11 protein-coding genes and 2 riboswitches are annotated in these 13,334 nt (G+C 70.0%); of the genes, 1 reads left to right on the plus strand and 10 read right to left on the minus strand.

The features are described from left to right. Positions 1-13 precede the first annotated feature (13 nt). Positions 14-883, minus strand: a complete 870-nt coding sequence (locus ACWEK3_RS11045; protein ID WP_450543518.1) for a thioesterase family protein — start codon at positions 881-883, stop codon at positions 14-16. Positions 884-1,035: 152 nt separating this feature from the next. Here ACWEK3_RS11045 and ACWEK3_RS11050 point away from each other — a divergent pair, with 152 nt between their 5' ends. Next, the gene (locus tag ACWEK3_RS11050) at positions 1,036-2,274 is read left to right on the plus strand and encodes an alpha/beta hydrolase (RefSeq protein WP_453249529.1); all 1,239 of its coding nucleotides are present in this window, start codon (positions 1,036-1,038) and stop codon (positions 2,272-2,274) included. Here the strand turns inward: ACWEK3_RS11050 and ACWEK3_RS11055 are convergent. The 9 genes from ACWEK3_RS11055 to ACWEK3_RS11095 all read right to left on the minus strand — a co-directional run bounded on the left by ACWEK3_RS11055 (position 2,183) and on the right by ACWEK3_RS11095 (position 12,959). Further along, positions 2,183-2,839 carry a trimeric intracellular cation channel family protein gene (locus tag ACWEK3_RS11055; protein ID WP_361423643.1) on the minus strand — a complete coding sequence of 219 codons (657 nt, stop codon included), beginning with the start codon at positions 2,837-2,839 and terminating at the stop codon, positions 2,183-2,185. The two genes, ACWEK3_RS11050 and ACWEK3_RS11055, sit on opposite strands and share 92 nt — an antisense overlap. A 125-nt stretch (positions 2,840-2,964) precedes the next feature. After that, a complete protein-coding gene (locus ACWEK3_RS11060; RefSeq protein WP_450543513.1) occupies positions 2,965-4,299 on the minus strand; it encodes an ABC transporter ATP-binding protein in 1,335 nt (444 codons plus the stop codon). 23 nt (positions 4,300-4,322) lie between these two features. Continuing rightward, positions 4,323-5,420, minus strand: a complete 1,098-nt coding sequence (locus ACWEK3_RS11065) for an ABC transporter ATP-binding protein (RefSeq protein ID WP_450543511.1) — start codon at positions 5,418-5,420, stop codon at positions 4,323-4,325. Then, the gene (locus tag ACWEK3_RS11070; RefSeq protein ID WP_450543509.1) at positions 5,417-6,415 is read right to left on the minus strand and encodes an ABC transporter permease; all 999 of its coding nucleotides are present in this window, start codon (positions 6,413-6,415) and stop codon (positions 5,417-5,419) included. Before ACWEK3_RS11070 ends, ACWEK3_RS11065 begins: the two co-directional genes overlap by 4 nt. A 111-nt stretch (positions 6,416-6,526) precedes the next feature. Beyond that, positions 6,527-8,332, minus strand: a complete 1,806-nt coding sequence (locus ACWEK3_RS11075; protein ID WP_453249530.1) for an ABC transporter substrate-binding protein — start codon at positions 8,330-8,332, stop codon at positions 6,527-6,529. Positions 8,333-8,399: 67 nt separating this feature from the next. Then, positions 8,400-9,407, minus strand: a complete 1,008-nt coding sequence (locus ACWEK3_RS11080; RefSeq protein WP_450543505.1) for an ABC transporter permease — start codon at positions 9,405-9,407, stop codon at positions 8,400-8,402. A 318-nt stretch (positions 9,408-9,725) separates the two neighbouring features. Beyond that, positions 9,726-10,520 (minus strand): enhanced serine sensitivity protein SseB C-terminal domain-containing protein, encoded by a 795-nt coding sequence (locus ACWEK3_RS11085; RefSeq protein ID WP_453249531.1) that lies wholly within the window; start codon positions 10,518-10,520, stop codon positions 9,726-9,728. A gap of 198 nt (positions 10,521-10,718) precedes the next feature. After that, positions 10,719-11,510 (minus strand): enhanced serine sensitivity protein SseB, encoded by a 792-nt coding sequence (locus ACWEK3_RS11090; protein ID WP_453249532.1) that lies wholly within the window; start codon positions 11,508-11,510, stop codon positions 10,719-10,721. Between the two features lie 828 nt (positions 11,511-12,338). Further along, a complete protein-coding gene (locus tag ACWEK3_RS11095) occupies positions 12,339-12,959 on the minus strand; it encodes an AAA family ATPase (RefSeq protein WP_450543499.1) in 621 nt (206 codons plus the stop codon). 148 nt (positions 12,960-13,107) lie between these two features. Next, positions 13,108-13,204, plus strand: a riboswitch (glycine riboswitch). Next, positions 13,205-13,321, plus strand: a riboswitch (glycine riboswitch). Positions 13,322-13,334: the final 13 nt, after the last annotated feature.

Raw genomic sequence — 13,334 nt, forward strand, 5'->3', positions numbered from 1 at the left:
GTACGGCGATTCCTCAGTCGAGCCTGACCCGTGCGAGCTGCCGGGACTGCGCCACCAGCCGGCCGGCGCCGTCCCAGACCTCGGCGTCCTCCTCCAGGAAGCCGCCGGCCAGGTTGCGGGTGGTGATGGACACGCGCAGCGGGCCCGGCGCCGGACGGCAGCGGACGTGCACGGTCAGCTCGACGGTCGGCACCCAGCCCTTGATGCCCAGCTCGAACGCGGTCGGGGGCAGCGCGTCCACCGCGAGCAGCAGGGACAGCGGGTCGTGGTCCCGGCCGTCGGCGAGGCCGAACCAGGCGCGCATCTCCCCGTTCCCGGAGGGCGAGCCGAGCGCCCAGCCGAGGGTGGCGGGGTCCAGCTTGAGCATCAGGCGGTCGGTGATGGCCGAGCTGCCGGGTACGGGCGCGGGGACGCCGACCGCGTCCTGGGGGCCGAAGCACTGCTCCATGGGCGGGATCGCGGGCGGCTTCGCCGAGGTGCGCACGTCGTCGGGCAGGGTGCCGAGGTCGCCGTAGGAGGCCAGGACGCGGATGCGCTCCACCTCGCGGCCGTCGTCGTCGCGCTGGAAGAGGGAGGCCTGGCCGGTCGACAGGGTGCGGCCGGTGCGGACCACGTCCGTGCGGACGATGGCGCGTCCCGGCCGGGACGCGGTCAGGTAGTGGGCCGAGATCGTGAACGGGTCCGGGTGCGGCAGGGCGTCCGCGAGCGCACGGCCGAGGACGGCCAGCAGATACCCGCCGTTGACGGCGTTGATGATCGTCCAGCCGGCGGAGAGGTCGACGTCGTAGACGCCGGGCTCGCTCCGGGTGACCGCGGTGTCCCGGTCGAACTCGCTGTCGCCGATCGTGGCCCGCGCGGCCGCGGCGGTGGCTGCTTCTGACATGTGTGAACGGTACATCAGGGCACTACTAAGCGGTAGCTTTCGTCCGTTGTGCTCGTATGACGAACATCCCGCGGGGTGAGATGCAGGCAATTTCTTGGTAAGTGTCCGCACTTGCCCGTAACCCCGAGGCCCCGTCCCCCCTCTATCGGGACATGAGCCTCACCGGGACTCCGTTCCTGTACACCGCCATCGTGCTGGCCGTCGTCGCGCTGGCGCTGCCGTTCGTCCTGTGGACGCGGCTGAAGGGCCCCAAGGCGCTGCGTGCCGCCCTCCGGGCCCTGATGCTGATGTTCGCCCAGGCCACGGCCATCACCCTGGTCTTCGTGCTGGTGAACAACGCCAACAACCTGTACGACAACTGGGCCGACCTGCTCGGCACGGGCAACCACGTCCAGCAGGCCGCCAACCTGGGCGCCGACGGCACCGGGGGCATCGCCTACCGGAAGCTGCCCAGGGTCGTGCAGCAGTTCACCCCGGCCGACGGGCCCGGGATGCGCGCGGCCGGCGGGGTCAGGGTCACCCAGCTCAGGGGCCGGGTCTCGGGGGTGAACGCCGAGGTCTACGTATGGCTGCCGCCACAGTACGACGAGCCCGCCTACAAGAACAGGAAGTTCCCGGTGGTCGAGCTGCTGTCGGGCTACCCGGGCTCGGCGAAGGCCTGGTTCGGTTCCCTGAAGGTGCACCAGCAACTGGAGCCGCTGATGCGCAGCGGACGGGTCGCGCCGTTCATACTGGTGGCGCCGCGCACGAACCTGATCGCCAAGATCGACACGGGCTGCGCCAACATCCCGGGCACCGTGAACGCGGACACCTGGCTGAGTATCGACGTACCGAAGATGATCACGGACAACTTCCGTGTCGCGTCCGGTCCGAACGGCTGGGCCACCGCCGGCTACTCGGCCGGGGGGCACTGCGCGACCAAGCTCGCCGTCGCCCACCCCGACCGCTACCGGGCCTCGGTGAGCCTGTCCGGATACAACGACCCGATCGGCGAGCGCAATTCGCTCGCCAGCCAGAACCTCCGGCTGCGGCGCGCGAACAACCCCTACATCCTGCTGAAGAACTACCGCACCCCGCCTCCCGTCGCGCTCTACCTCTCGGGCCAGAGCGGCGACGGGTACCAGGCGGGCGTCGCCCTGGAGCGGATCGCGAAGCCGCCGACCACCGTGCACGTGGTCTTCGTGCCGCGCAGCGCGGGCGGCCACAGCATGGCGCTGTGGCGCCCGCAGATCCCGGCGGCGTTCCGCTGGCTGACCAGGGTGCTGGAGCACAGGCCGCACCACCACCTCCGGACGGCCCTCACTCCTCCCGTACCGTCGTCCGGCGGTTCCAGGCCCGCGGAGCTCGCCAGTGGTACCGCATCGCGAGCAGCCGCAGGACGAAGGCGGTGACCACCGCCAGCCCGCTGGTGAACGGGTTCAGCGCGTCGTAGTGGATGCACAGCACCACCATGGTGGCGCCGACGATCGCCGGGACCGCATACAGGTCGCGGTCCCAGCGCAGCAGCGACGGCACGTCGTTGGCGAGCACGTCCCGCAGCACACCACCGCCCACGGCGGTGGCCATGCCCAGCGTCGCCGACGCGGTGAGGTTCAGCCCGTAGGCGTACGCCTTCGTCGTGCCGGCCACGCAGAACAGGCCGAGGCCGGCCGCGTCGAACACGTACACCGCGGTCTGGATGCGCTCCATGTGCGGGTGCAGGAAGAAGACCACGAGCGCGGCGAACAGAGGGGTGAGGAAGTACCCGAGGTCGGTGAAGGCGGCCGGGGGCACGGCCCCGATGACGATGTCACGGAACAGCCCTCCGCCCAGCGCGGTGGCCTCGGCGAGGACGGCGATGCCGAAGACGTCGAAGTTCTTGCGGACGGCCAGCAGCGCGCCGGAGATGGCGAAGACGAAGATGCCGACCACGTCGAGCGTGTGCTGGACGGAGGGGCTGAACAGTTGCTGAAGCACGCCACATTGTTACTCGGGGCCGGTTCGCCCCCGAACACGACGGAGCGGGAGAGTGCGACCGCCGGGGCCGGCGGCTCCGCACTCTCCCGCTCCGTCACGCGCACGGCCTCACCGTGCCGCCCTGCCTACTTCCCGGTCGGCTCCTGGCCGCCGGAGCCGTCGGTGCCGGACTCCGAGGTCTCGGAGGTCTCGGCGGACTCCGAGGACTCGGCGGTCTCGGCAGACTCCGAGGAATCGGCGGACTCGGCGGACCCGGTGGTCCCGGACGGCTTCGCCGTCTCGCCGACCTCCGCGGCCACCGCCGCCGAAGTCGCCGCCGACTCCGCCAGGACCTCGTCGGCCACGAGTTCCGCGGCCTCCTTGGCGGCCGTGAGCAGCACGGTGTCCTGCGGGGCCTGGTCCTCGAAGTTCTCCGGGTGGTGGCAGGCCACCTGCTGACCGGGCTTCAGTTCCTTGAGGGGCGGCTCGGTCGTACGGCAGATCTCCGTCGCCTTCCAGCACCGGGTGTGGAAGCGGCAGCCGCTCGGCGGGGCGATCGGCGAGGGCACGTCGCCCTTGAGCAGGATGCGCTCACTCTTGGCGTTCTTGCGGCTGGGGTCCGGGATCGGGACGGCCGACATGAGCGCCTTGGTGTACGGGTGCATCGGCGCCTTGTAGAGCGACTCGCGGTCGGCCAGCTCCACGATCTTGCCGAGGTACATCACCGCGATCCGGTCCGAGACGTGCCGGACGACCGACAGGTCGTGCGCGATGATCACGTACGTCAGGCCGAGCTCCTGCTGGAGGTCGTCGAGCAGGTTGACGACCTGCGCCTGGATCGACACGTCGAGCGCGGAGACCGGCTCGTCCGCCACGACCAGCTTCGGGTTGAGCGCGAGCGCCCGGGCGATGCCGATGCGCTGGCGCTGACCGCCGGAGAACTCGTGCGGATAACGGTTGTAGTGCTCGGGGTTGAGACCGACCACCGACAGCAGCCGCTGCACTTCCTTCTTGATCCCGCCCTCGGGCTCGACGCCCTGGAGCCGGAAGGGAGCGCCGACGATCGTGCCGATGGTGTGGCGCGGGTTCAGCGACGAGTACGGGTCCTGGAAGATCATCTGCACATCACGGCGCAGCGGGCGCATGCCGCCGACCCCGAGGTGCGTGATGTCCTTGCCCTCGAACTCGACCTTCCCCGCGCTCGGTTCCAGCAGACGGGTGATCAGTCGGCCCATCGTCGACTTGCCGCAGCCGGACTCGCCCACGACGCCGAGGGTCTCACCGGCCCTGACCTCGAAGTCGATACCGTCGACCGCGCGCACCGCTCCGACCTGGCGCTGGAGGAGACCCTTCCGGATGGGGAAGTGCTTCTGCAGGCCGGTCACCTTCAGCAGGACCTCGCCCGGGGCGGCGTCCTTGGTGAGGGTGGCCGTGCCGGAGGCCCTGTCCTCGGCGCCGTCGCTCTGTGCAGGGATGCTCACTGCCTTGTCCTCTGCGTTCTCGCTCACAGCTTCGGCGCAATCTCTTCGGTCCAGATCCGCTCCCGCTGCTCCTGCGTCATGTGGCAGGCGGCCCAGTGCTGGCTGCCGACCTCGGTCAGCTCGGGGCGGACCGTGCGGGTGACGTTGTCCTTCGGGACGTCGGCGTACGGGCAGCGCGGGTTGAACGCACAGCCGGACGGCACGTTGATCAGGGAGGGCGGGGACCCCTTGACCGGGATGAGCCGCTCCTGCTGGTCGCGGTCCAGACGCGGCATCGAGCCGAGCAGGCCCCAGGTATAGGGGTGCCGGGGCTCGTAGAACACCTTCTCGGCCGGTCCGCGCTCGACGCAGCGGCCGCCGTACATCACCAGGAGGTCGTCGGCCAGTTCGGCGACGACGCCCAGGTCGTGGGTGATGATGATGACCGCGGAGCCGAACTCCTTCTGCAGGTCGCGAATCAGGTCGAGGATCTGCGCCTGCACGGTGACGTCCAGGGCGGTGGTCGGCTCGTCCGCGATGAGCAGTTCGGGGTTGTTCACCAGCGACATCGCGATCATCGCGCGCTGGCGCATACCGCCGGAGAACTCGTGCGGGTAGCTGTCCACGCGCTTGTCCGGCTGCGGGATGCCCACCCGGTCGAGCATTTCGACGGCCCGCTTGCGGGCGGTCTTCTTGTCGACGTTGTTGTGGATCCGGTACGCCTCCACGATCTGCTGACCGATCGTGTAGTACGGGTGCAGCGCGGACAGCGGGTCCTGGAAGATCATCGCCATCTCGCGGCCGCGCATCTTCCGCACGTGGTCGGGATCGGCGGACAGCAGTTCGGTGCCGTTCAGCCAGATCTCGCCGGAGATCCGCGCCTTGCGCTTGCCGTACTGGCCGGCGGTGTGCAGGCCCATGATGCCGAGCGAGGTCACCGACTTGCCGGAGCCCGACTCACCCACGATGCCGAGGGTCTTGCCCTTCTCCAGCTTGAAGCTGAGCCCGTCGACGGACTTCACCAGGCCGTCGTCGGTCGGGAAGTGCACCTTCAGGTCGCGTACTTCGAGGAAGGAGGTCGGAGCGGGCGAGGCGGCGGTGGGTTCGCCCACGGCGGCGTCGCTCTTGCTGAGTTCGGTCATGCGAGCCTCACTCGGGGGTCGATCACGGCGTACAGGACGTCCACCACGAGGTTGGCGATCAGCACGGCGAGGGAGGTGATCAGAACGACGCCCAGGATGATGGGCAGGTCCTGGGTCTTGATGGCGTTGAGCACCGCCTGGCCGAGGCCGGGCAGGCTGAACGTGGTCTCGGTCAGGATCGCGCCGCCGATGAGGGCGCCGAGGTCCATGCCGAGCATGGTCAGGATGGGCGTCATGGTCGAGCGCATGGCGTGCTTGCCGATGACGGTCTTCTCACGCATACCCTTGGCACGGGCGGTGCGGATGTAGTCCTCGCCCAGGATCTCCAGCATGGTGGCGCGGGTGATACGGGCGTACATCGCGGCGTAGAGGAACGCCAGGGTGATCCAGGGCAGGATCATGCCGCCGAGCCAGCCGGTGAAACTGTGGCCGAGGGGTACGAACTCCCCGTCGATCCAGTTCAGGCCGAACGCGAAGATCGCCAGGCTGAGCATGCCGGTGAAGTAGATCGGGAGCGAGACACCGCCGAGAGCGACCAGCATCGCACCCCGGTCCCACAGGCTGCCCCGCTTGAGCGCGGAGAGCACACCCGCCGCGACACCGAAGAGCAGCCACAGCACGGCGGCACCGAGCGCCAGTCCCAGGGTCACCGGGAAGCGGTCGGTCAGCACCGGCCAGACGGCCTGCTCGCTGCGGAAGGAGTAGCCGAAGCACGGCGCGGCGCAGTGGGTGACGTCGCCGCCGCCCGCGTAGGTGCGGCCGACGAAGATGCCCTTGAAGAACTCCCAGACCTGAAGGAAGACCGGGTCGCCCAGCTTCAGCTTCTGCCGCACCGCTTCCACGGCGGCAGGGTCGGCCTGCTTGCCCAGGAAGCTGGTGGCCACGTCGACGCCCGCCCACTTGGGGACGAGGAAGAAGATGCTGAAGACCACCAGGATGATGACCAGCAGCATCACGGCGGCAGCAAACAGCCGCCTGATGAGGTAAGCGAGCACAGCTTACGGCCCGCCGCGGGACCGCGGACCCCCGGATGTTTTCCCGGGGCCCGCGGTCCCGCCGCGCCGGCCTTCACCTGCCTTTCGTGCCGTTCGGCGGGTGTGCCGGGTTTACTTCGAGGACTTCAGACCGAGGTTGACGAAGTCGTACATGCCGCTGTAGCCGGCCGACGTGTAGACGTTCGCCAGCCGGTCGGAGCGCCAGTTGATGAACCGCTCGAAGACGAAGGGCATGTAGTAGCCGCCCTCCATGACCTTGTGGTTGATCTGCGTGGCGATCTCGGCCTTCTTGGCGTCGTCCAGCTCGTTGACGTAGTCGTCGAACAGGCCGTCGATCGCCTTGTCCTTGATCAGGGCGTAGTTGTTGTTACCGCTCTGCAGGATGTACTTGCTGTTCCACAGCGGCAGACCGAAGCCCTGGACGGACGGGAAGTCCGGGCCCCAGCCCATGATGATGATGCCGTAGCCCTTCTTCTTCACGTTCGCGGGGCTACCGATGATGCCGGTGGTCTGCGAGCCGTCGTACTGGTCGATCTGGACGTCGACGCCGATCTTCTTCAGCGACGCCTGGAGCGACTCGGCGGTGGCCACCTCGACCGGCTTGTTGTTGCGGACGGCGATGGTGGTCTTGAAGCCGTTCGGCTTGCCGCAGGCCTTCAGCTCTTCCTTGGCCTTCTCGACGTTGCCGTTCTTGTTGGCGGTGGCCAGCTCGAACGGGTCGTACTTCTGGCCCTCGGCGCCCGGCACCGACGGGGGCAGCATGTTGGTGCCGATGTCACCGCCGGCGACCGGGCCACCGCGCGCGGTCTGCAGCGACACGTGGTCCGCGCCGTAGATCACGGCGTTGCGGCAGTGGATGTTGTCGAACGGCTCCACGCTCTGCGGGAAGACCGCGTAACGGACGTAGCCGGAGACCGGGTTGTCCAGGTTGCCCTTGTACTTCTTCAGGGCGGTCTGGCGGCCCTGCGGCGACATACCGGTCTGGTTCAGGTCCAGGTCGTAGTCACCGGCGATCAGGCGCTGGTCCATGTCGTTGGCGTTCGAGAAGAACTTGATGGTGATCTCGTCCGGGTAGGCCTTGCGGATCGGGTCCGAGGCCTGCTTCCACTCGGTGTTGCGGACGAGCTTCAGGTCCTTGCCGGGGTCGTACGAGGCGAACTTGTACGGGCCCGAAGAGAACGGGTGCAGACCGTACTTGGACTTGGTGTCCATGTCCTGCCGGACGGGGGACGCGGAGATCAGGGACAGCATCTGCTCGAAGTCCGAGTTGGCCTTCGGCAGGTGGAAGACGATGGTCTTGTCGTCCGGCGTGTCGATCGCCTTCAGACCCAGGTGTTCCTTGTCCTTGTCCTTGTAGGGGCCCTGGTACTTGCCGTCCGGGTCCAGGACCTCCTTCAGGTAGGTCGGACCGCCGGACAGCACGTCCTGCGCCCAGACGCGCTCGATGCCGTACTTGATGTCCTTGGAGGTGATCGGCTTGCCGTCCTCCCACGTCACGTCGTCGCGCAGCGTGTAGGTGTAGGTCTTGCCGCCGTCGGTGACCTTGGCGAGATCCGTGGCGAGGTCCGGGGTCAGCTCGGCGCCGGCCTTACCGGGCTCCGTCTTGTTCGTGACCAGCTGGCGGCTGTAGTAGCGGGAGAAGTTCCACATCATGCCGTAGTAGCCGCGCGTGGTGTCCCACGAGTCGGCGTCCTGGGCGGAGGCGAACTTCAGCGTGCCGCCCTTCTTGGCCTCGGATGCCTGGGCGACCTTGTTGTTGGCTGCGTCGAAGCCGGCCGCGCCGGTCTTCGAACCGCCGCCACCACCGCCGTTGTCGTCCTTGCCGCCGCCGCACGCCGCCGTGGTCAGCAGCGCGGCGACCACAGCAGCAGCGGCCACGGCCTGCTTGCGCCGCCCTGAGGTGCGTTGGGTAGTCACGTTCTCGGATCCTCCGGATAGATGAGAGACCCCGTGTAGGTGCACGGGTCGCTGGGGGTAGGGCAGTTCAGCGGGAGCCCTTGGGGTCGAGCGCGTCCCGCACGCCGTCGCCGAAGAGGTTGAAGGCAAGGACGGTGATGAAGATCGCCACACCGGGGACCACCATGTACATGGGGTCCGCCTGGTAGTAGTCGATGGCAGTCGAGAGCATCTGGCCCCAGGAGGCGGTCGGCGGCTTGACGCCCACGCCGAGGAAGCTGAGCGCGGCCTCGGTGAGGATGTTGGTCGGGATCATCATCGTCGTGTACACGATGATCGGCGCCACGAGGTTGGGCAGCAGCTCCTTGAACAGGATGTAGAAGCGGCCGGCGCCGAGCGAGCGCGCCGCCTCGACGTACTCGCGTTCACGCAGCGAGAGCGTCTGGCCGCGCACCACGCGGCCGATGTAGGGCCAGCCGAAGAAGCCGATGACCAGGATCATCACGAAGACGCGCACACCAGTGCCGGACAGGCCGAGCATCTCGCTCGGCATGACGGAGACCAGCGCGATGATGAACAGCAGCTGCGGGAAGGCGAGCAGGCCGTCCATGACCCGGCTGATGGCCGCGTCCACCCAGCCGCCGAAGAAGCCGGCGAGGATGCCGAGGACGGTGCCCAGGATGACGGCGACCACGGCGGAGAGGAAGCCCACGAGCAGCGAGATCTGGGCGCCATAGACGATGCGGGCGAAGATGTCGCGGCCGCTGACCGGCTCGACGCCGAGGAGGTGGTCGCCGCTCATGCCGCCGAGGGAACCCTTGGGGGTGCCGAAGAGCGGGTCGATCAGGTCCTCGTGGTGCAGCTCGGGGTCCTGACCGACGACGTGCGCGATCACGGGCGCGAGCAGCGCGACCAGGATGAGCAGGAGCACGATGATGCCGCCCGTCAGGGCGAGCTTGTCCCGCTTGAGGCGCTCCCAGGCGATCCGGCCCAGGGAACGCCCCTGTACCGCCTTGGCAGCGACGCCGGCGGCCGTCGCCTCGTCGGCAGCGCTCGGGGCCGCTTCCGCGGTCGGCTCGTGCAGTGGTGCCGTCATCTGGCAGGGACCCCTCTCAACCGGCGGTGGCCGGCCCGCGCTTGCCGCTGTGGCGGCTGTTCAGTCCGTCGTACACAGGGGCGAACGCCCCTTGGTGCGGGAGTCTTCAACGCCATGGTGATCTGTTGCCAGTCTTGGCGGTGAATGGATGCGCAAACGTGATGCGGGTAGTGGGGTTCCGTTATCCGGACAGTGGGTAACGGGGGTCGGACAGGGACCAGTTGGGGCGGCCCACAGCAAAAACGGACCATCCGCATCCATCTACGCGCGCAGAGGATCACCGGTGCGTGAGCCCTGCCGGCGGACGGACCGGACGGATCAGTAGCCGCCGCGCACCGGCGGATAGCCGTAGCCGGCCGCCGGGGCCTGCGCGGGGGCCGCGGGGGTCTCCCGGTCGTAGAACGGACGGGAGTTGGCGCGCAGCCACATCGCGACCGGGTCGTACTCGTCGGACATCGCGACCGTCGACACCGGCAGCCCGTCGGGGACGGCGCCGATGGACTGCTGCATCATCACGCGCACCGAGTCGACGGCCGGCGGCGAGGTGTCGTACACGTCGAGACCGATGGCGAGATACGGCGCTCCGAGCGCGGGCTGCACCCAGGCGCGGCGCAGCGAGCGCAGGGCCGGGGTACGGTGGGCGTTCTGGGTGAGCAGGGCGTAGAACTGCGGGGCCTCTACGGCGGGTTCGGACAGCCGGAGGGGGCCCGCGGGCTGGCGGTCAAGACCGGTGGCGATGCGACGCAGGTCCAGCCACGGGATGCCGACGCCGCCGCCCGGGGCGTGCGGGTTCAGCCAGAGGCCGTAGTGGTCGGGGTAGAGGGTGCGGGCCACGTCGAGGCTGTCCACGACCTCGTACGAACGGTTCCAGCCGCTCGCCGACAGCTCCTGGGCGGAGGTCACGCAGGGCGCGTAGCCGTGGCCGTCGACCTCCATGTGGCCGTACTGGGCGTCGGGGGAGCCCGCCTGGCCGTGCCAGAGCAGCATCCAGACCTGGCCGGAGGACGGGGTCGCCAGCGCGCGCAGCAGCGCCTCGTAGGCGTCGTAACGCCCGGGCGTCACCTGGCGCAGCGTCTGCTCGACCTGCCCGGCCGTGGTGCCGCTGGCGCTCACTTGTACCGCCCCTCCATACAACCGACGTTTCGACCGAGCCGTGGGCCGGGTCCTGTCGTCACCTTCCCGTCGTCCGCCCGGCGGGCAGGCGGGAAGGTGACGGCAGGCCTAGCTTAGAGCCGCCGTCCGGCGGCCGGGGACTCGCCGTGCGCCGCCGGCTGCGGATCGTGTGCGCTTCCCCGGCGTCCCGGGTCGGGCTCAGTGGGCGTGCTGGTAGAACGGGCGGACGTTCTCCCTCATCCAGTCCGCCACGGGATCCTGGGCCACGTCCAGGAGGACCAGGTTGACCGGCCACCCGGCCGGGTTCTTCGTCAGGGCGCGGCCCAGGGCGTCCAGGGGGGCGGCCTGCGGGTCGCCCTCCCACTGGGACAGTTCGACGCCTATGAACATGACCGGGTCGTCCGTCTCGACGGCGGCCAGGCAGCGGCGGGCGGTGCTGACCACGCCGGTCTCGGCGAACTCGGCGCCGGCGGCGGCGAGGAAGTCCACCGGGTCGTCCTGCCAGTCCGGTTCGAAGAGGCGGACGCGGCCGCCGTTCGACAGGCCGTCCAGCGGGGTGCGCCCCGCCCGGCACAATTCGGCCACCGCGGCCGGCGGCAGCGGGACGCCGACCACGCCGTCCGGGTTGAGCGCGATGCCGGCCTGCGGGGGCAGTCCGCGCGCGAAGTCGACGGCGGGCGCGACGGTGTACGCCATGTGCGGACCCACGGCCCGGCGGAGCTGCTCCTCGGAGCTGAAGACCGGCACATACGCCTGGCCGTCGATCTCCAGCGTGGGCAGGTCGAGCGGGCCGCTGTGCGGACCGCCGCCGTTGGGCAGGGGCACCCAGATGAGGCTCCGGCCGAGGACCTCGACGATCCGGCCACCGGCGGTCGGGACACCGAGGGAGGCGGACAGCACCTCCTCCAGCTCGTTGCCGGGCCATCCGCCGTGGGAATGGGATTGCGCCTGTGCCGGAAGGTCCGCGGAGAAGTCCGCCGGGAAGTCCATCTGCTACCGCCTGCTGTGAACACTGCTGTGGCCGAAAGGCTATCGGGTACACGCCCAAACCTCACGGAAAATCCCACGACCAGGGCCTACGGCTCCCCACACGAGCCCCCGGCCGAGTGGGCGGCCACATCGCCCCACGAGGCGCGAACGGCGCGGCGCCCTCATCTCGGTGAGACGGCTCGCACGCCGGGCAACCGCCGGGAGGACGACCCGCCCAGCACGACCGCCCCCGCCCCGCGAGCGCGCCGTGCGGCGGGACGCGTCCCGGTTCACTCAGCGGTCCGCGCGGCGCCGGACCAGCCTCGTTCCGGTGGACAGTCCGTGCGCTGCGCACTGCGCCGCCGGCCGGCGGGCCCCGGGCGGGGTCGGGTGTCGGCGCCGAACGGGGCTCCGCGCGCCAACCGCCGCGAAGGGCTGCGCGCGGTCCTCGGGTCGCGAACCCGGTCCGCCGCAGTAGCGCTCCCGCCTCACGGTCCAGCAGGGTCGCAGAGCCGCAGCCCCTCGGCAGAACGCTCCGCCGACAGGCCGGGCGGTGGCGCCGGAAGGCGTACCGCGGCACCACGCCCCGATCCGGTCAGCGGTCCGTACAGCCCGAGCCACGCCCATTACTGTCAACGGTCCACGTGGCGCGAGACGCCGCGGTGCGGTGGGCAGTCCGTGTCCTGGGCGCTGCGCCGTGGCAGCCGGGCCCGGGGGCCCGGGGGCCCGGGTGTCGGCGTAGTGAGCTGGGCGGTCGCGCGGGGTGGGGCGGAGTGCGCCCGGTGGGCGGCCCTCGGGGCTGAACAGGGCTCCCCCGCGTGGACCGCCGTGACGGGCCGCATGCTGTCCTCAGGTGGCGAAATCGATGCGGCGCAGGCGGGTCGCTGCCTCGCGGTCCAGGAGGACCGCCGAGCCGCAGCCCGCCGGCAGGGTGTTCCGCTCCACCGCGTGGAGCAGGGCGGCGGTGGCGCGGCGGTGTCGGTGGAAGGCGTAGCGGGAGACACCGCGGCCCCGTGCGTGCTGGCCGGTCAGGGCGGTGCCGGGGGTGACGTCCAGCAGGACGAGGTGCAGGGTGCCGCCGCGGCGGCGGGCGGTGCGGGCCAGCCAGGCGCGGACCCAGGGCTGCGTGCCGCAGTCGTGGACCACGAGCGCCGCCCCGGAGCGCAGCGCCCGGCGCAGCCCCGCGAAGTGGGCGAGGCGGACCAGGGGGCGGTACAGCGCGTAGGGGAGGTGCGCTGCCAGGCGGGCGTCCCAGCGGTCGCGGGTGTCCTGGGAGTCGATGCGGACGCCGTGCACCGCGCGCCGCATCAGCGTGGACTTGCCGCTGCCAGGCAGACCGGTCACCACGACCAGGTCGCGCGGGCCGAAGTGCAGCACGCGCGGGCCGCGGCCGGATAGGTCCCGCAGGTCGCGGACCAAGAGGGCGGGGGCCTGGGCCGTCGCGTACAACGCGGTCCTGTGCGCCGTCATCATTCCTCCCCACGGATCGTAAAGAGAAGGTAATGTGCGGCGCCCGCTGTTTCCGTGCACGTCCTGCCACAGGACGGTCACAGATGCCGCCCTGCCGCAAATCGGGCCGAGCGTGCAATGATGTGCGCGCAACTGCATATCGGCCGCTTGAATCCGCGCGGGAGAGTCCCCAGCCGTCTCGCTGGGGCGCCGAAGGAGCAAGTACCTCCCTTGAATCTCTCAGGCACCGTTACCGCGCGGGCGAGGCACATCTGAAAAGCGGGCCGCTGGCGCAGTGGCTCCACCCAAGGTGCAAGCCGTGCACCGTCCGTCCGACGGCGGTCATGGCGAACCTCTCAGGTTCCGATGACAGATGGGGAGGACTTGATCCGTCCT

The organism is Streptomyces sp. NPDC004721 (assembly GCF_053601495.1).